This is a genomic window from Shewanella sp. KJ2020, assembly GCF_024197625.1.
In the GTDB taxonomy this organism is placed as follows: domain Bacteria; phylum Pseudomonadota; class Gammaproteobacteria; order Enterobacterales; family Shewanellaceae; genus Shewanella.
On sequence record NZ_JAKUKD010000007.1, the window covers coordinates 25628 to 44468 of the forward strand.

Consider the following 18841-nt stretch of genomic DNA (forward strand, 5'->3'; position numbering starts at 1 on the left):
ATTACTTCGATGCACCTTTAAGCTAAGTACATATAACTATAGATGATTCCAAGAAATCAGTAAGCTATAAGTCAAAAAATGCTTATCAAACTGAGGGATTGCACACATAAATTTCACGGTTTAGAGCAGGATTCTGATAAATATCAAAAATAACAACAGGATAATATAGGTTAGTTTGCTTTTGAGCCTAGGCATCCTTTGGCCAATCCGCAAGATAATAGCCAAGTCGTTTCGATTTAAGCACATATAAACTGGACCAAAACAGCACTAAAGCATCGAGGGCTAGACTCCAGTGGAACAAAAATTGCCCATGGAACAGTCGCTGGCCTAATAGCAGGGCATCCACCAACAGGAGTAACCACAATCCCCATTTTAGGTGCACAAAAAGTGGCCTTACCCATAATGGTGAACGGCGACGTTCGGCAATCACCACAAAATAGAGCAGCACGGCGCCAAGGCCCGCGGCGAGTGACAGTAAAAAGTCGGCTTTTTCAGGATAGAAAATGCGCACCAATTCAGCCCTATCATTTGCTTGCGTTAATGACGCAATAAAAATACACCAGCCGCGGGCTAAAAATGCCAAAAGCACATATAAGAAAATAGGGGGCTTGATATGGCCTTTATCATCGAGCCAAGTGATGTGACTGAAATTCAAATAGGTTTCCATTAAGAAGAAGCTAAAGCAGCATTTCTACTAAATGGTGCCTATTCAGCCAATTTCAATGGTGATCTGCAATATACCCTTAAGATTCAAGATCCAGCAGACGGATGCTAAAGCCATAAAAACACAGGCCCATAATAACGCAAGTTAGCAAGACCATTTATTGCTCCTGCATAAATGGCATTCACGCCATCCATGGCGATTGCAGTTATTTGCAGACCTTGCGGGCTAAGTTAAAAAACTAACACCGCATAAAGTGTGTTACCCCGAGAAACATCAGGCGCCGAGACGGAGCGTCTAGGGCACTTAACGCTTCGCAGCCAAAAGTGCTAACAGTTCGGCCTCATCGATCACTTTCACGCCGAGTTCCTGTGCCTTGGCCAATTTTGACCCCGCCGCCTCACCCGCCACTAAACAATCGGTATTTTTTGAGACACTGCCAGCGACTTTTGCCCCAAGAGCCTGTAGCTGTGCCTTAGCATCGTTGCGGTTAAGCTGGTTTAAGGTGCCCGTTAATACCCAAGTTTGGCCTTTTAGGGGTTGTGCGTCCGCGCTTGGGGCTTCGATGGCAGGCCAATGGACTCCGGCTGCGATCAAGGCATCGATCACCTCAAGGTTATGGGGCTGGGCAAAAAAGTGCGCCACATGTTGGGCAACGACAGCTCCAACGTCCTCAACCTCAGTTAACTGCTCCACAGTGGCAATCCGTAGTGCATCTAAACTGGCAAAGTGCGCCGCAAGATTCGCAGCCGTCGCCTCACCGACTTCACGGATCCCCAGGGCATATAAGAAACGTGCTAGGGTCGTGGTTTTAGCCGCTTCAATCGCCGCAGCTAAATTGGTTGCCGACTTCATCCCCATACGATCGAGCATGGTCATCATAGAAGCGGTAAGCTTAAACAGATCCGCAGGACTTTGAACTAACTCTTTATCAATCAATTGCTCGACGACTTTATCGCCCATGCCATCTATATCTAATGCCTTGCGGGAGGCAAAATGCTTAATCGCTTCTTTACGCTGCGCCTCACAGAATAAACCACCACTGCAGCGAGCAACGGCCTCACCTTCGAGACGTTCGACTAAACTGCCACACACAGGGCAATTGTGCGGAAATTCAATTTCTTTAGCATCTTCAGGGCGTCTTTCAGGGACTATGGCCACTATCTGGGGGATCACATCACCGGCGCGGCGGATAATCACAGTGTCACCGATTTTAATCCCGAGACGCTCAATCTCATCGGCATTGTGCAGCGTGGCATTAGAGACGGTCACACCGCCCACAAATACTGGCTTTAAACGTGCGACGGGGGTGACTGCACCCGTACGGCCCACTTGAAAATCGACTCCTTCGAGTAGGGTCATTTCTTCCTGTGCGGGGAATTTATAGGCAATCGCCCAGCGGGGGGATTTTGCCACAAAACCTAAACTTTGCTGCTGGACAATATCGTTAACTTTCATCACCACGCCATCGATTTCAAAGGCTAAATCACTGCGACGGCTGAGAATATCTTTGTAGTAGTCATAGACTTGGCTTAGTTCAGCACAGACTTTGATTTCACTGCTGACGGGTAAGCCCCACGACTTAAGCTGCTGCAACTGCTCGAAATGGGTTTTCCCTAGGGGATAGGTATCCGGCTCAACGACGCCCAAGGCATAGGCATAAAAGGCCAGTGAGCGAGAGGCGGTTATCTTACTGTCGAGTTGACGTAGGCTTCCCGCCGCCGCATTACGTGGATTAACAAAAAGCTTTTCATCCTTTGCGCGAGCGCGTTCGTTAAGCGCTTCAAAGGCCGCTTTAGGCATAAAAGCTTCACCACGCACTTCAACCAGTTCAGGGAAATCATGGCCACGTAATTTAAGTGGGATTGATTTAATGGTCTTGACGTTTTCGGTGATATCTTCACCCGTAGTGCCATCACCTCGGGTTGCGGCGCGCTCAAGCACGCCATTGCGATATAAAATGCTTACCGCAAGACCATCGAGTTTAGGCTCACAGCAAAAACTCACCTCACCCACTTTATCGGTAACACGTCTATGGAAAGCACTAAAATCCGCCTCATCGAAGGCGTTATCGAGGCTCAGCATAGGTTTGAGGTGGGTGATTTGCTCAAATTTAGCCAGCGCCATTCCCCCGACACGCTGGGTCGGCGAATCGGCAGCAATATACTCGGGAAACTGCGCCTCTAACTTAAGCAAACGCTGCATCAACCTGTCGTACTCGGAATCCGTAATGCTCGGCGCATCATCCACATAGTAACGAATATTATGTTCGTTCAGCGATTGGCTGAGGGCCTGCATCACCTGCAGCGCATTTTCGGGTGACACATCGGAAGAAAGGAGTTTATCGAGTTGAATGTCTTGCATATTCTTTATCCAGAATTCTTTAGATCACAAAAAATAGATCACAAAAACTGAGGCCGCAATTAGCGGCCTCATCAATCTATTAACCGCCAAGTTGCGGCGTCGGTTTAAGCATTAGCGCGAATACGGTGCAAATAGTCTTGTTTAGTAAACTCGCCCCAGGGTTGACGCTGACCATCGAGTACAACCGCATCAATATCATCCGCTAGCTGGCGCGCCGAATTGAGCATGATGGAGAAATTCATTAAAGCATCGCCATAGCAAGGTAGCGTCATAAAAAACACCACGCCTTGGGTGCTGAATTGCTCCATATTATCGGGATCGAACACTCCAGGCTTTAACATATTTGCAATTGAAAACAACACCTTACCATTACCAGCATTGTCCACATGGCGGTGGAAAATATTCATATCACCATATTTAAAGTTGAGCGTTAAGAAGCAAGGCAGCAGTTCAGCGCCATTAAGTTGCTGGCCTTCTTTGGCGACCACATGCAGCACTAATACATCACGGGGTTCACCTAAACCTTCTTCTACGGCTTCTTCGACATCTTCGTCTTGCATCTCTTCTTGATAGACATCTTCATCATCAAACAATGCGGTTTGAGTTGGCACGGGGGCATGGGCTCTTTGTGCTTCTTCTGCCGCTTTTTGGGCAACCATAGCGGCATGGGATTGACCCATATGCGCAGAGAGCCCCGTGAGTATCGGCTCTTGACGCGAAGCCTTAGGGCCACGGTGCTGCTCTTTTGCTGTCGGTGACTGCAGACTAAAATCCGGTTGTTGCAAAATAGGCTCTTGCTTAATCTCTAGCTTAACGTCTGGCTTAATCTCTAAGTTAACATCTGGATTTAGGTCTTGTTTAAAGAGCGATTTAGAGTCTACTTTGGTATCTTGTTTTAAATAGGGATTAATCGCAGGTATCTCATGGCTGGTTTCACCCGCCTTACGCACACGTACGGCACCAATCCCATCGGCATCAAAGCCATCGGCATCGACCCGCTTAGGCACACCCTCGCCTCTGTCAGCCTGTTTCTTATAAAAATTGCCCATTGGACTATCTTTTAATGACTTAGGTTGTTGTCTTCTGATAGACCAAAATCCATGCACCAGCACAGCAACTATGGCTATGGCGCCTAAAACAAACAGAACTAGTTGCAAATCTTCCATTGGTTACCCTGTCTTTCTTCTAGTTATCCAGCGTCAGCCATCGCCACCGCTTGCTCTAAATCTACCGCGACTATACGGGATACACCCGGCTCGTGCATAGTCACGCCTATAAGTTGATCAGCCATCTCCATGGTTATTTTGTTATGGCTAATATATATAAACTGTACGCTTTGCGACATTTCTTTGAGTAATCGACAGAAACGTTCCACGTTGGCATCATCTAACGGTGCATCCACTTCATCTAACATACAGAAGGGTGCGGGATTCAGCCTAAAAATAGCGAATACCAATGATAAAGCGGTTAAGGCTTTTTCACCACCCGAAAGAAGATGGATTGTGCTGTTCTTCTTACCCGGTGGCTGGGCCATAATAGTCACGCCCGTTTCCAGCAAGTCATCCTCTGTCAGTGCTAAATAGGCCCGTCCGCCACCAAATACCTTCGGAAATAACCGCCCGAGATCTTCGTTAACGGTATCAAAGGTGGTCTTAAAGCGTGTACGGGTTTCCTTATCTATCTTACGGATCGCCTCTTCTAAGGTGGCGAGCCCTTTATTTAAATCGTCATCTTGATGATCCAGATACGATTTTCGCTCACTTTGCTGTTCAAATTCTTCGATCGCGGCGAGGTTAATCGCTCCTAAGCGGATGATTTTTTGCCGTATTTGATCTAAATCACTCTGCCACTTATCGGGATGACCATCTAAAGGCAAAGTATCGATAATCTGTGACAGGACAATTTTTTGTTCCTGCAGCGCCTCTAATTGGCTTTCTGCTTGGCCTTTTAATCCTTCACGACGTAACTTTAACGTGCTCAGGCTTTGAGTCAAGCCCTCAAGCTTACCAAGCTCTTGTTTTTGCTTTAATCCTATACGGTTTAATGCCTCTGAAAGCGTACTTTGCTCCGTTCGTACAATTTTAAGGCTCTGTTGTTGCTGCTGTTGTTGATTAAGCAACTCGGCTAATTGCACGCTCAATAACCCACTATTTTGCAGTCCACTTTGCTCTTGGACGCTGGCAAGCTGAGCTGACAACATTTCTCGAGACTGGATTAATTCACTGACACGGATTTGCTGTAGCTGAATTTGCTCGCTGCTGACGGCAATTCGCATCGTGACCGACTGCAAGCTCGCCCTTAGGGTCGATAACTGGCGTTCAACCTCAGTGATCCGAGCCTTTAATGCTTGGTGGCGCACTAAATCCGTTTGGGTATCCTGATTGAGTTGTTGCTGCTTTTCTAGGCTTGTCTGCAGGCTATCCTCAAGTTCGGCTTCTTGCTCTTCAAGCAGGTTAAATTGCTCAGTTAAGGTGAACATCTCAGTCGCACTGAGTGACAGAGCTTGTTCAAGCTGAGTGCGTTTCGCGGCGGATAACTGAGCCTGCTCAGTTGCATTCGCCAATTGCACCTGTTTAGTGGTCTGTTCTAGTTGCAGTTGATGTAACTTCTGCACCCCAGAGGTCAACTGTTGCCTCGCTTGGTTTAGGTTAGCAGCGCATTCCGATAACCTAGTTTGCAGCAGAGCAAGTTTACTCTCCCACTCACGGATACTTTCGGCTAATTGCCCCTGCTCTTTACTGAGTTGCACTAGGGACTCGGCGTTATCTTGTTTAGCAATTAAAAAACCTTGGCCCAATAAATAGCCATCGGCGGTGACAATACGCTCATTATCCTTAAGGAGAGGCAACATCAGCCTAGCAGATGGTAGATCCTGAGCCCATTTCAGCCCAGACAACCAAGGGGCAAGGTTGACATTGGATTGAAGCTTGGCTTGATATTCACTCTTTAGACCTATCCCAGCAGACGGTATGGTAAAGGGCTGAAAACCCACTTCAGTCTCAATTACCCCAACGGGTAAGTTCATCAGGCCATTGAGGGCAAGTTCGGCGGCGGTTTCCCAGCCATTTTCGACGGTTAAACTTTGCCATAGCTGCGGTTTATCCGTGAGCTGCTCTTGTTTTGTAAGCCATTGCTCGATCAACTCAAAACGGGCTCGCATTGAGGTAAGTTCTTGGGAAATCCGTTCAAAATCAATTCGAACTTGATCTAATTCTGCCGTCTCTGTGCTGACTTGATGCTCAAGCTGATGATTAACTTCCACTTGCTCGGCGAGCGTGTGCGTGATTGTCGCAACTGCTTGGCTAAGGGGCGTGAGTCTATCTTCCTGCTCAAGTTGAGTCAGAGCTATTAGCTCAGCCTGTTGCTCACGGCTCTGTTGCTGCTTATGCTCCAACAATTGCTGCTGATGTGTAAGCTTGCTGCGACTCAGCTCAAGCTGTAATTGGTGCTTTGCAACCAACGCCGCTTGCTGGCGTAAGCTTTCAGTCTGCTGCTCGTTACGCTCGACACTCATTGCCCACTGACATTGCAGCTCATCCAGCATTTCTTGCTGCTCATCATGCTGGGGGGCCAGTTGGGATAACTCTAACTCCAACGCCCTGAGATTGGTTTGATAACCTTCGAGTTTATCCGTATGTTGCTGGATCTGCTCCTTAACCTGGATTAACTGCGTCTCAAGCTGGGCATCGCGTTGTTTTTGGCTCTGTAATTGCTGCTCTAACTTGGCGATTTCGGTGCCAGTAAGATAATAGGCCTCGACCGCACGCTGCTCCTGTTCAGCCAACTGAGCGAGTTGTACTTGTAATTCAGTGGTTTGTAACTCATCGGTTTGCGCAAGCGACTGCGCCGCGGCTTGTTGCACTTCGATGGCGCTGATTTGCTCAGACAGGTTTGCCATCTGGGCTTGCAACTCTTGATAACGCATCACAAGGAGTTCGGCGTGGGTCTTGCGCTCGGCCTGCTTTAACTCTCGGTATTGTTTGGCGGCCTTAGCTTGCTGGGCAAGCTTATCGAGTTGTTTACCTAACTCGCTACGAATATCCCCCAAACGTTCGAGGTTTTCACGGGTATGGCGAATGCGATTTTCGGTTTCACGACGGCGCTCTTTATAGCGGGAGATCCCTGCGGCTTCCTCTATAAAAGTTCGCAGATCTTGGGGTTTAGATTCAATAAGGCGAGAAATAGTGCCCTGCTCAATAATGGCGTAGCTGCGTGGGCCAAGGCCAGTACCCATAAATAAGTCGGTAATATCTTTTCGGCGACACTTTTGCCCATTGAGAAAATACCAAGATTCGCCATCACGGCTGACCTGACGCTTAACCGATATTTCTTCATAACTGGCGTATTGGCCGGCAAGACGACCTTGTTTATTTTCAAAGACCAGTTCAACTCCGGCCACTGAGACAGGTTTGCGCGCACTGGAACCGTTAAAAATCACGTCGCTCATGGAATCACCGCGCAGGTGTTTAGCCGAGCTTTCGCCTAATACCCAACGTACGGCATCGATCACATTCGACTTACCGCAGCCATTTGGGCCAATAATGGCGGTTAATGCCTGTAAAAAAGGAATTTTAGTGGGATCGACAAACGACTTAAAGCCGGCAAGTTTTATTTGTTTTAATCTCATAGTGCCAGTTAGCGCGTCTCTGAATTTTGGCCCTAAATTGGCCCAAGTAGTGCAAATATACCCTGCTGGCAACTTTAACAAAGCAAGCAGCATTTTGTAACGCTTTTTATTGAATTCATGCGGCTTTTCACTTGTCATCTGCCCATGAGTTGCTCACAATCGCACTTATCTGTATCTCAGGTTGTAGCTTAACTTTTTGGAAAAACGATATGACACAGAAGAAAACCTTGCCCTTCCCCGCCAAAAGCGGCGTTAATTATTTTCTCGACGGTTTTGGTCTGATCAGACGCAAAGGGCTGCGTACCTTTGTATTTATTCCTTTAATGATTAACTTGTTACTGTTTGCAGGCGTCATTTATGTGGCCATAGGTCAGTTAGATGCCATGTTTACGTGGATGAATGCCCAGCTACCCGAGTATTTAAGTTGGTTAAATTTTTTACTCTGGCCACTCGCCGTCACGACTATGTTAGTCATGCTCGCCTTTGTGTTTAGCTCGGTGATGAACTGGCTCGCCGCGCCTTTTAATGGCCTGTTGGCTGAAAAGGTTGAACAATTACTCACGGGTAAACCGCTGAACACAGGTTCGGGTATCGATTTAATCAAAGATTTACCCCGTATTTTGGGCCGAGAATGGATCAAACTTAAATACTATCTGCCCCGGGCACTGGTATTTTTATTACTGTTTTTAGTGCCTATGGTAGGTCAAACCTTAGCCCCTATCCTATGGTTTTTCTTTAGCGCTTGGATGATGGCTATCCAATATTGCGATTATCCCTTCGACAATCACAAGGTCAGTTTTAAGGATATGCGCTTTGCCTTAAATCAAACCCGCGGCAGCAGCTTTAGCTTTGGCGCGACTGTAACGTTATTTTCGATGATCCCCATAGTGAACTTTGTCGTGATGCCCGTAGCCATTTGTGGCGCCACCGCTATGTGGGTCGATAAGTACCGCGAAGCCTACCGCAATCCCATGATAGCACCGGAATAATGATTGCAGCTGAATAGCTTATGAAACAAATTTTTATCTAAAATAACGCTGGTGTGGTGCATATTCCTGCAATATAAAAACAGCCTCAACTGAGGCTGTTTTTATTAAAAAGTGGCAGAATAATCTGCTTATTCTGAGGTTAATTTAGCACTTTTGCAGAATAATACTGCCGATGGAATATCCCGCACCAAAGGAGCTCAACAGGCCTAAATCGCCCGCCTTAAAGTCGCTAGAAAACTTGTGAAACGCTATCACAGAACCCGCAGATGCCGTATTAGCATATTCATCGAGCACCACAGGTGCCTGCTGCGGCGAAACCTCATCCCCAAGCAGTTTTTTCACCACAAACTGATTCATATTGATGTTCGCTTGGTGTAACCACAAACGTTTAAAGGACTGAGGAGTTAAATCCTGTTCGGCTAAGTGTTCATCCAAATGCTGGTAAATCATTGGCAACAGCTCTTTAAAAACCTTGCGCCCCTGTTGGTGGAACAATTTATCGGGCTGATGTGCCGAGCTGGGATCGCAGCGATTTAAGAAACCAAAATTACTGCGAATATTGCTTGAATAATCGGTAAAACAACGGCTTGAAAGGATCTTAAATCCAGTCCCAGGTGCAACTAGGCTCTGCTCTTCGAGTACCAGCGCGGTCGCCACATCACCGAAGATAAAATGGCTATCACGGTCACGGTAATTGACCTGAGCCGAGCAAATTTCAGGGTTGATCACGAGTACCCGAGAGGCGGAGCCAGTGGCAATTGCATTGGCGGCGGCAACAATAGCGAAGGTCGCCGATGAACAGGCCACTTGCATATCATAGCCATAACCTCGGGTGCCGAGCGCGCGCTGGATTTCAATCGCCATTGCCGGATAGGCGCGCTGGGTATAGGCGCAGGCAACAATGACTAGGTCAATCTGCTCCGCCTTAAGATTGGCATGATTGAGCGCCATCAATGCGGCTTCAACCCCGATTTCGGCCTGCATAGATAACTCTTCGCTGCTGCGCTCGGGGATCAGTGGCATCATCACTTCAGGATCGAGAATGCCCTCTTTCACCATCACATACCTGTGTTTAATACCCGAGGCTTTTTCGATAAATTCGCTCGATGAATAGGATAAGGGCGCGACATGACCCTGCTCAATTAATCCTGCATTCTCAAGGTTAAACATATCCACGTAGGCATTGAAACTCTCGACTAGGGCTTCATTGGAAATACTGTGGGGCGGCGTAAATAAACCGCTTCCTGAAATAACAACCTGTTTCATAGGTGCTCCAAACGAGTGCTTGTTGTAAGGTGAGCAGACGTAGCATGTTCCGTTGGTCTGCACAGGGTTTAATCCATTTTTTATCTGTGCTTGTTGCTGCTCTAATTATTGCTTTTTATGCATTTGTATTAAGTCTATCACGACTGTTGAGGATATTTTATCTTGGATCCCCTGCCGATTGGCATATCCGATGTGCGTAATAGGCTGGTTTTAGCGTTGAAACATCAAGAAGTTATTCTTGTGAATACCAAAATCTTTTTTATGTTAGCAAGAGGTTAACACAGTAAAACCGGCTGCCAATCTGGCTTTGCGAATAACAGCATACTCTTTAATAACTAAATCGAATAAAGAAGAACAAACAATCACTTCTAAAAGTGCCAGAGGCGATTATGATTCAATAGTGCAAACATAGGAGCAAGCAATCCATGAGCAAAATTTTCGAAGACAATTCATATACAATTGGCAACACCCCGCTAGTACGTTTAAACCGTGTTAGCCAAGGTAAAGTGCTGGCCAAAGTCGAAGCACGCAATCCAAGTTTCAGTGTTAAATGCCGTATCGGTGCCAATATGATTTGGGATGCCGAGAAAAAAGGTTTGCTGACAAAAGATCATGAACTGATCGAGCCGACATCGGGTAACACGGGTATCGCGCTCGCCTACGTCGCCGCAGCCCGGGGCTACAAGCTGACGCTCACTATGCCCAACACCATGAGCTTAGAGCGTCGCAAATTGCTTAAAGCCTTAGGTGCAAACCTAGTGCTGACCGAAGGCGCGAAAGGCATGAAAGGCGCGATTGATAAAGCGGAAGAAATCCGTCAATCGGCTCCTGAAAAATATGTTTTATTACAGCAGTTCAATAACCCTGCTAATCCAGAGATCCATGAAAAAACCACAGGTCCAGAGATCTGGAATGACACCGATGGTGAAGTAGATGTCTTTGTTGCGGGTGTGGGCACGGGCGGTACTATAACAGGTGTCAGCCGTTACTTGAAAAAAGTGGCAGGCAAGACTATTACCTCTGTCGCGGTTGAGCCAGTGGATTCGCCAGTGATCTCCCAGACATTAGCAGGTTTACCCGTACAACCCGGTCCCCATAAGATCCAGGGTATTGGTGCAGGCTTTATTCCAGGAAACTTAGATTTAGAGTTGATTGACCGCGTTGAAACGGTCAGCAACGATGATGCTATCGATATGGCCCGTCGCTTAATGCAAGAAGAAGGTATTTTGGTCGGTATTTCATCGGGCGCCGCAGTGGTTGCCGCGAACCGTATCGCAGCATTACCGGAATTTGCGGATAAAACCATTGTCGTGGTATTACCCTCGGCAGCAGAGCGCTATTTATCTTCGGTATTGTTCCAAGGCCAATTTGGCGACGAAGAAAATATCCAATAATTTGTCAGCTTTCCATGTAAAAACCCGGTTTTGTCCGGGTTTTTTTATGCCTATTGTCCAAACTATTTACGGCTAATTATTCTCAGCTAACTCGCCGCGCTATCCCTTTAAGCTTCTGTTGCCTCAATTTCGGTGGCATTCATTGGATCAATTAAGTTAAGACTCAGTTCATAGTTTTTTAACGCCGAACTGACTTTTGTGATCCAGTTCGCTATAAAGTCATCACCTAAAGCCAATTAGCTCGTTTCTATGCCTTTTTACTCTGCTCCCCGCGATATCACCGCCTTTGATGCTAAATTTGAAGCTCAAAAAATTGCCTTCGGGCCCATCAGTTTCCAAGTGGCCCATTGCCTGCTGAAGTTCAATATTCTAGCCACTATCGATAAAGCGGGTGGGAATGGCATCACCTTGGCTGAATTGAGCCAATCCACCCAAGTGAGTGAGTACGCCCTAGGGGTATTACTCGATATGGGGCTCAGCATGGGTTTAGTCTGGCAAAAGGATGTAACTTATGTGCTAGATAAAACCGGATATTTTCTATTACATGACGATATGGCAGCAATCAATCTTAACTTTGTTCAGGATGTTTGCTACCAAGGTTTGTTCCAACTTGATAAGGCTCTCGCTGATGGAACCGCGGCGGGATTAGCCGTATTTGGGGAATGGAGCACTATCTATCCCGCCTTAAAAGATCTGCCACCTAAGGCGAAGGAAAGCTGGTTTGCCTTCGATCATTACTATTCAGACCATGCGTTTCCCGCCATTATCCCATTCGTTTTTAAGCATAACCCTAGACACTTAGTCGATATCGGCGGCAATACAGGCAAGTGGGCATTCACATGCTGCCAATACGATCCTGAGGTTGAGGTCACTATTATGGATTTTCCAGGCCAACTCGCGGTTGCCGCGCAGCAAGCAGCCAAGCAAGGATATTCATCACGGGTACACACCTTTGCGACGGATCTGCTAGATGAGTCCCTGCCCTTTGTTGAAGGTGCCGATACTTATTGGATGAGCCAGTTCCTCGATTGTTTCTCTAAATCACAGATCCTGAGCATTCTTAAACGCACCGCCAATGCCATGGCGCAAGACAGCCAGCTTTTTATTGTTGAAACCTTCTGGGATCGGCAGCCCTCGGCGGCTTCGGCTTACTGTGTCAATGCCACTAGCCTCTATTTTAGTGCTATGGCTAATGGCAATAGTCGCATGTATCACTCTAAGGACGTGTTGGCTTTACTACAGCAAGCAGGTTTATATGTTGATGAAGATACAGATAATTTAGGTCTTGGGCATACTCTACTACGCTGTAAACTCAAACCCATATAGTAAATTTTAATTACTTTACAAATAAATTTAATCAATTTTATTTATCAATATCTCAGACATACACTGACATTATCAAAACAGCGTCCTCTATCGGGCAATGTTAAGCAATGTCAGTATTGAGAGGTAAGTAAAATGACTTCAAAACGCAAACGCTGGACAGCAAAAGCCGCCAAATTACCTAGCCCAATGGCAGGGTTAGCACTCGCCATTGCTAGCTTAGGTTGGGCATTTGAAAGTATGCTACCGTCACTTAATGGCATGGGCCAACTCACTGGAGCCATTATAGCTTCGCTGCTGTTAGTGCTACTTAGCGGAAAGTTTTTACTCCATCCCAACATTTTAAAGGATGAACTGAGCCACCCTGTGATTGGCAGCGTGATCCCCACATTTGCCATGGCATTGATGGTTGTCTCAAACGTGCTCGGCCACTATTACGCCAATGCCGGCTTAGCACTATGGCTTGGGGCAATCTTTATCCATCTGATTTTTTTAGGGGCATTTATCTACTTTCGCGCGATCGATTTTAAGCTCGAACATATGGTGCCAAGTTGGTTTGTGCCCCCGATTGGCATCATAGTCGCGGCGGTTTCGTTCCCCGCCTCCGGTTATCAGTGGTTAGTGAATGCCATTTTAAGTTTCGGTATGCTGGCTTACCTCATCATGCTGCCGCTGATGCTCTACCGCTTAATTTTCTGTAAAGCCGTACCCGACGCAGCAAAACCCACGATTGCAATCCTTGCGGCCCCCGCAAGCCTATCCCTTGCGGGCTACTTAACCGTCACAGAGCAGCCTTCTATCGCCCTCGTCGCGCTGTTAGTGAGTATTGCTATCCTGATGACGAGCATTATCTACTTAGCATTCTTTCACCTGCTTAAACTCCCATTTAGCCCGGGATACGCCGCATTTACCTTTCCCATGGTCATTGGTGCCACTGCACTCTTTAAAACATCGGCATGGCTTGGGCAGTTTGACCAATTTAATCAATTAACTATGTGGATAAACTACTTAGCACGCTTCGAATTAGTGATTGCCACCTTAGTGGTGGTCTATGTATCACTGCGTTATCTGATACATTACTTCCCAGTGCCATTCACTCCACTAGCACCAAGAAGGGTATTAAATGCCCATTAAACCGAATGCAAGATGGCATAAACATAAGCAAGGATTCGATTTAAAAATCACAGTAAACATTTTATCTAACCGACTCAAATAGAATAAATGGGAGTGAATTTATATTCACTCCCATTTATTAATTAAACAACATTTAATACTGATAATATCTATTCCAAAAATAATACCTACCATCAGTCCAAAACAACCACAAAGTTTATTTAACGACAAAACAAGTTGGCGCGAAAAACAACCGCCAATTCAAACTATACCGTATACAAACCCTATTTAACCTCAAACAAAATATTCAAAGGTAAAATAAATCGAACGATTGACTATATCGCTCTCTTTTTATTTTTTAATTTAAACAAATAAAAAATATCGTAAAAATCACCACAACATATAGCCACAAAAAATAACACTAACAAACAAATTAATTTAAACAAATTAAAAACAATTAAACACAAAAATCAACAAAAACCCTATATATGTAGTTAATAAGTGATTATATTCGTATCAAATATACCGTAACAAACACCGTAAAATTCAAAATAAAACAATATATTAACACGGCGTATGCAAGTCACATTGTTGCACTTGTTATATTCTTGTGGTTATATCCTGAGCTTAATTAAATTGGGCACTGATTTATCACATTTGTACCAGTTTAATAAAAATAACAACTAAACAAATAACAAGTGTTAAGGGAGAATAAAAATGCGCGCAAATTCTACATTAGCCAAAGCTATTCGCTTTGCGTTAATAAGTGGTGCAACTACTGCAGCATTATCAACTTCAGCAATTTATGCTGCTGAAGATGGTGCAAAAGTTGAACGTATTGAAGTAACAGGTTCTCGTATTCAAAGAACCGACATGGAATCAGCATTACCTGTAACCGTGTTATCTGCTGAAGATATTGCCAAAACAGGTTTAAGTGATGTGTCAGCTGTATTAGCACAGATGCCATTTAACACTGCAGGAAGTTTCATTAGTGATTCAGGCAGTTCTGCCAGTAACCACGCTAGCTCAGGCATGCGGGGATTGGGTTCAAACCGCACTTTAACCTTGATCAACGGACGTCGTATTGCTCCCTCTGCGACTTTTGGTGGCGATGCAACTAACCTCAATTTAATTCCTATGGATGCCATTGAGCGTATTGAGATTTTACGTGACGGTGCATCAGCAATTTATGGTTCGGATGCTATCGGTGGTGTTATTAACATCATCCTCAAGAAGACATTCGATGGTCTTGCATTCGATGTGAAATACGGTAATCCAACCCAAGGTGGCCGAGACGAGAAATCTGCATCGATCACATTTGGCAATACTGACGATAAAAGCAGCAGCTTAATCATCCTCGAGCACAAGCAATTCGATCCCCTACAAGGTGGTCAACGCCCTCATTTAACCGCAAATTGGGATAAAAAATATGGCCGCAGTGGTTTATATGCACCAGAAGGTACATACCGCCCAGTAGCATCCCGCCCAGTTAAAGGAGCTGACGGCACATATGGAGATCCGGTATACACAGGATTACAAGTGCCAGGTAAAGACTGTCCTGCAGATCGTATTGTCACCAGTAAAGATGGTTCTGCGTGTGGCTTTAATCAGTTCGATGGCACAGACTATTTACCCGATCAAACAAAAGACTCACTATTCTCCAATATGACTTATCGCATCACCGATGAGCTAGAGTGGTTTGGTCAAGCTATCGTTATGCGTGATAAATCAATTACTTCTTCAACAGCACTATGGACACCCAATCTCTATATTGCCGCTGATAACCCATTGAACCCCACATTCGGCACAGCTAATGCTTCTGAAGTTCAGGCATATCACCGCTTGAAGGGCGTAGCCGATCGTAGTACCGAGTTTGATTCTAATGTTGTCGATATAGTTACAGGTCTAAACCTAGAGTTAGATGCAGGTACCTTAAACTGGTATATTCAATATTCAGATCAAATCGTAAACATTCAAACTGATTCTTACGTCTTTGAAGATAAGTTACAAGAAGCTGTAGATAAAGGTCTATACAACCCATTCGTTGAAGGTGGTAATGCTACCCAAGCGACTTTAGATACTTTCTTGCACACTGCAACACGCAAAGCAACCTCAAACACCACTGGTACCGCTTTATCATGGGCGGCGCTTGCTCCAATCTCCTTACCAGGCGGTGACTTAGGTTATGCTGTAGGTATGGAATACCAAAAAATCGAATACAAAGATACCCGTGATGCCCAACAAGCTGCAGGTAACGTATTAGGTACTTACGGTGGTGATTCTGCTGGCGATAGAAGCTATAAAGCGGCATTCGTTGAGTTAGAGCTCCCTATGTCAGACAGCCTAAATGTGAAGTTAGCGAGCCGTTACGATCAATATAGCTTGCCAGATGTAGGCCAATTATCTAGCTCTGTAAACCTACGTTACGAAGCGTTAGATAACTTAGTGTTGCGTGCTTCTTACGGTCAAGGTTTTAGAGCACCTTCTTTAGATGATTTGTTAGGTGAACCAGCAACCAGCTATGACTACGTCACTGACACAACCTTGTGCCAAAGCTTACCACCGGGGCAGCAAGCTGGTAACAAAGCGTGCGAAGATAACCAATATCTCCGTAAGAGCTCAGGTAATAAAGAACTAGATCCAGAAGAGTCTGCGCAATACTCTTTCGGTGCGGTATGGAATATTACAGAAGACATAGATCTAGTCGTTGATTACTACAACATTGAAATCAAAGACCAAGTAAGCTACATCGATTCACAGACTATCGTCGATTTAGAAGCCATCGGTGGTTTAGGTGCCTATGACCCTAACTATATCTACGTCAAACGTAAAGCTGACGGCACTATCGATGAGATCGGTGCGGGCAACATCAACATGGATGGTGTACAAACTTCGGGTCTTGACGTGTCCTTCACTTCAAACTTCGATTTAGGTGAAGCTGGTACGTTTAAGTTTGCTGTTGAAGGTACCTATGCACTTGAATTCTCTGAGCAAGCAAGTCCAATTGCTAAACGCTATGATGTTTTAGGCACTAAAGGTTATCCACCACTACGTTTCAACACTACATTTAGCTATGCTATTGATGATTTTTCTGCATCTTTAATTGCTAAATATATTGATTCCTATGATGGCGAAACACCACAACAGCAAGAGGCTGGCACTAATAAGCAAGACTTCGCATCCTTCACAACATGGGATATGACACTGAACTACGACTTTGACAGTTATGGTAAAGTCACAGTTGGTGCGCGTAACTTATTTGATGCAATGCCAACCGTTAACTACAGCTTAGGCTACCCTGGATACGATACTGATACCCACAATATCATTGGTCGTGTCGTGTTTGCAGGATATAAAGTTAAATTCTAATCTCCCTTTAGGTAGATAAAAAATAACAGCGTCAAACGGCATCCTCGGATGCCGTTTTTTTTACCTCGTAACCTAACCCCCAAATAATGTGCTGTATTTCCTTGCTTAAATACGCAAAATAATTCATATCGCTTTCAAACAATCACTCTGCATAAAAAGCACAATGTCACTTAATACCACACCACTAAAACAGTCATGCCCAGTGAAACTGGGCATGGTGAAAACACTAGATTATCTCAGCGAGGTAGCAATCAGATGTTATTTACTCTCTTGGCTATTTTTCGCCTTTTCAGTATGCAGTGGTGATGTAAAAAAATGGGGTTGATGGTTTTTTTGCGGATCGGGTAAGGCTATTTGTCCCTTCTCAATCCACCAGTAACCTAAACCAACAATCACACCGCCACCGACAATATTGCCTAAGGTCACAGGAATTAAATTATTGAATATAAAGTTCGCCACAGTTAAATCGGCAAATTGTGCTTGAGTAACCCCTAAAGACGCGAAGAACTCTGGGCTGGCGATAGATTGGATCATCATGCCCATAGGCACCATAAATAAGTTAGCGATACTGTGTTCAAAGCCACTACTGACGAACATAGCCACAGGTAAAATTAACAGTAACGATTTAGTCAGTACATCACGGCTGGCAAAGGTCATCCACACACCTAAACACACCAACATGTTACATAAAATGCCTAAACTAAAGGCTTGAACCCAAGTATGGTGCAGTTTGTGCTGTGCCACTTTAAGGGCATTTAATCCCCAGTTACCACCATCGAGATCATACATACCTGCGGCAGTGATCAAGCAAACCATCAACATAGCGCCGACAAAATTGCCAGCATACACGCGGCACCAACATTTGAGTAATTCAGCGCCAGTGACCTGTTTTTGTGCCCAAGCGACGGTACTGAGCACAGAACTGGTAAACAGTTCTCCACCGCAAACAACCACTAAAATTAACCCTAAACTAAAGGCTATCCCGCCAACGAAGCGGACTAAACCCCAAGACGCATCGCCTGCGTCAGTGGTTACGGTTATATAAAAAACAAAGGCTAAGGCAATAAATGCGCCTGCAAACACCGCTAAACCAAAGGATTGCCAAGGCGCTTTAACCACTTTGCTTGTACCATAAATTTCAGCCTGATGATAACAACTAAAGTGGGAAGAAACCTGCAGTGACTCATGGCCATTCGCAGACGCCTGTGAGGCGTTAGAGCGAGAGTCTTTCATAACTTAACTCCTGAACCAGATAAACGAACGCGAGCTTGCAACATAGGTCTCTCCTGCTACAGCGCCAAAGCGCAGATCAAACCAATCAAAATATACATAATGATGTGCTTAAATGATGATTCACTAAAGTCACGCTTTGTAACATATAAACATCCGTAGCCGTGATGCAGAGATAACTAAAGCGTGATGTTATTCACAGGGAAAATGTAAAAATTTTGAAGTTACAAACATAAATGGCCAATTGGTAAGACCAATCTTGACGAAGTTAAAGTGCATTACAATACCGTCTTTTCGTTCAACGTTGCCAAAAGATGAAACAGATTTAACCTCGTAACGTTTTGGCATGTCGTTAAATATTGTCTTTTTATATGAAGCTTTTTTGACTGGTACCAAGTTGTTATTAGAAAACTCACTTCAAAAAACATTCCACTACCAAGTAAACCACTATAGTTCACTTATTGGCCGTTACCACTTGGTACTTAGAAAAACAACGTGACTGCAA

11 protein-coding genes and 1 pseudogene are annotated in these 18841 nt (G+C 45.1%); 5 read left to right on the forward strand and 7 right to left on the reverse strand.

From position 1 onward, the window contains the following. Positions 1–187: 187 nt before the first annotated feature. From MJO46_RS04050 to MJO46_RS04065, 4 genes are all read right to left on the reverse strand, one after another. Positions 188–667 carry a DUF2919 domain-containing protein gene (locus MJO46_RS04050; RefSeq protein WP_253988223.1) on the reverse strand — a complete coding sequence of 160 codons (480 nt, stop codon included), beginning with the start codon at positions 665–667 and terminating at the stop codon, positions 188–190. A 300-nt stretch (positions 668–967) separates the two neighbouring features. Then, entirely contained in the window at positions 968–3025 is a 2058-nt protein-coding gene (ligA, locus tag MJO46_RS04055) for an NAD-dependent DNA ligase LigA (protein ID WP_253988224.1), read from the reverse strand. Positions 3026–3129: 104 nt separating this feature from the next. Then, the gene (gene zipA / locus MJO46_RS04060) at positions 3130–4191 is read right to left on the reverse strand and encodes a cell division protein ZipA (protein ID WP_253988225.1); all 1062 of its coding nucleotides are present in this window, start codon (positions 4189–4191) and stop codon (positions 3130–3132) included. A gap of 23 nt (positions 4192–4214) precedes the next feature. Further along, entirely contained in the window at positions 4215–7652 is a 3438-nt protein-coding gene (locus tag MJO46_RS04065; protein ID WP_253988226.1) for a chromosome segregation protein SMC, read from the reverse strand. 209 nt (positions 7653–7861) lie between these two features. Here MJO46_RS04065 and cysZ point away from each other — a divergent pair, with 209 nt between their 5' ends. Then, positions 7862–8641, forward strand: a complete 780-nt coding sequence (gene cysZ / locus MJO46_RS04070) for a sulfate transporter CysZ (RefSeq protein ID WP_253988227.1) — start codon at positions 7862–7864, stop codon at positions 8639–8641. Positions 8642–8785: 144 nt separating this feature from the next. Here cysZ and MJO46_RS04075 read toward each other — a convergent pair whose 3' ends face one another. Further along, positions 8786–9907, reverse strand: a complete 1122-nt coding sequence (locus MJO46_RS04075) for a beta-ketoacyl-ACP synthase III (protein WP_253988228.1) — start codon at positions 9905–9907, stop codon at positions 8786–8788. Beyond that, positions 9904–10099 (reverse strand): annotated as a pseudogene (locus MJO46_RS04080) (RDD family protein); the annotation flags it as partial. The gene MJO46_RS04075 and the pseudogene MJO46_RS04080, both read right to left, overlap by 4 nt. Positions 10100–10332: 233 nt before the next feature. On the opposite strand from MJO46_RS04080, the gene cysK reads away from it, so the two are divergent. The 4 genes from cysK to MJO46_RS04100 all read left to right on the forward strand — a co-directional run bounded on the left by cysK (position 10333) and on the right by MJO46_RS04100 (position 17106). After that, positions 10333–11301, forward strand: a complete 969-nt coding sequence (cysK, locus tag MJO46_RS04085) for a cysteine synthase A (protein ID WP_253988229.1) — start codon at positions 10333–10335, stop codon at positions 11299–11301. Between the two features lie 249 nt (positions 11302–11550). Further along, the gene (locus tag MJO46_RS04090; RefSeq protein WP_253988230.1) at positions 11551–12627 is read left to right on the forward strand and encodes a methyltransferase; all 1077 of its coding nucleotides are present in this window, start codon (positions 11551–11553) and stop codon (positions 12625–12627) included. 132 nt (positions 12628–12759) lie between these two features. After that, positions 12760–13758 carry a TDT family transporter gene (locus tag MJO46_RS04095; RefSeq protein ID WP_253988231.1) on the forward strand — a complete coding sequence of 333 codons (999 nt, stop codon included), beginning with the start codon at positions 12760–12762 and terminating at the stop codon, positions 13756–13758. A gap of 696 nt (positions 13759–14454) precedes the next feature. Next, positions 14455–17106, forward strand: a complete 2652-nt coding sequence (locus MJO46_RS04100; RefSeq protein ID WP_253988232.1) for a TonB-dependent siderophore receptor — start codon at positions 14455–14457, stop codon at positions 17104–17106. 258 nt (positions 17107–17364) lie between these two features. Here MJO46_RS04100 and focA read toward each other — a convergent pair whose 3' ends face one another. Further along, positions 17365–18339 (reverse strand): formate transporter FocA, encoded by a 975-nt coding sequence (gene focA / locus MJO46_RS04105; protein ID WP_253988233.1) that lies wholly within the window; start codon positions 18337–18339, stop codon positions 17365–17367. Positions 18340–18841 lie beyond the last annotated feature (502 nt).

Coding starts and splice junctions, on each gene's coding strand:
- ligA (WP_253988224.1), bottom strand. CDS start 3,025: ATGCAAGACATTCAACTCGATAAACTCCTTTCTTCCGATGTGTCACCC.
- MJO46_RS04090 (WP_253988230.1), top strand. CDS start 11,551: ATGCCTTTTTACTCTGCTCCCCGCGATATCACCGCCTTTGATGCTAAA.
- cysZ (WP_253988227.1), top strand. CDS start 7,862: ATGACACAGAAGAAAACCTTGCCCTTCCCCGCCAAAAGCGGCGTTAAT.
- MJO46_RS04095 (WP_253988231.1), top strand. CDS start 12,760: ATGACTTCAAAACGCAAACGCTGGACAGCAAAAGCCGCCAAATTACCT.
- MJO46_RS04065 (WP_253988226.1), bottom strand. CDS start 7,652: ATGAGATTAAAACAAATAAAACTTGCCGGCTTTAAGTCGTTTGTCGAT.
- MJO46_RS04050 (WP_253988223.1), bottom strand. CDS start 667: ATGGAAACCTATTTGAATTTCAGTCACATCACTTGGCTCGATGATAAA.
- zipA (WP_253988225.1), bottom strand. CDS start 4,191: ATGGAAGATTTGCAACTAGTTCTGTTTGTTTTAGGCGCCATAGCCATA.
- MJO46_RS04075 (WP_253988228.1), bottom strand. CDS start 9,907: ATGAAACAGGTTGTTATTTCAGGAAGCGGTTTATTTACGCCGCCCCAC.
- cysK (WP_253988229.1), top strand. CDS start 10,333: ATGAGCAAAATTTTCGAAGACAATTCATATACAATTGGCAACACCCCG.
- MJO46_RS04100 (WP_253988232.1), top strand. CDS start 14,455: ATGCGCGCAAATTCTACATTAGCCAAAGCTATTCGCTTTGCGTTAATA.
- focA (WP_253988233.1), bottom strand. CDS start 18,339: ATGAAAGACTCTCGCTCTAACGCCTCACAGGCGTCTGCGAATGGCCAT.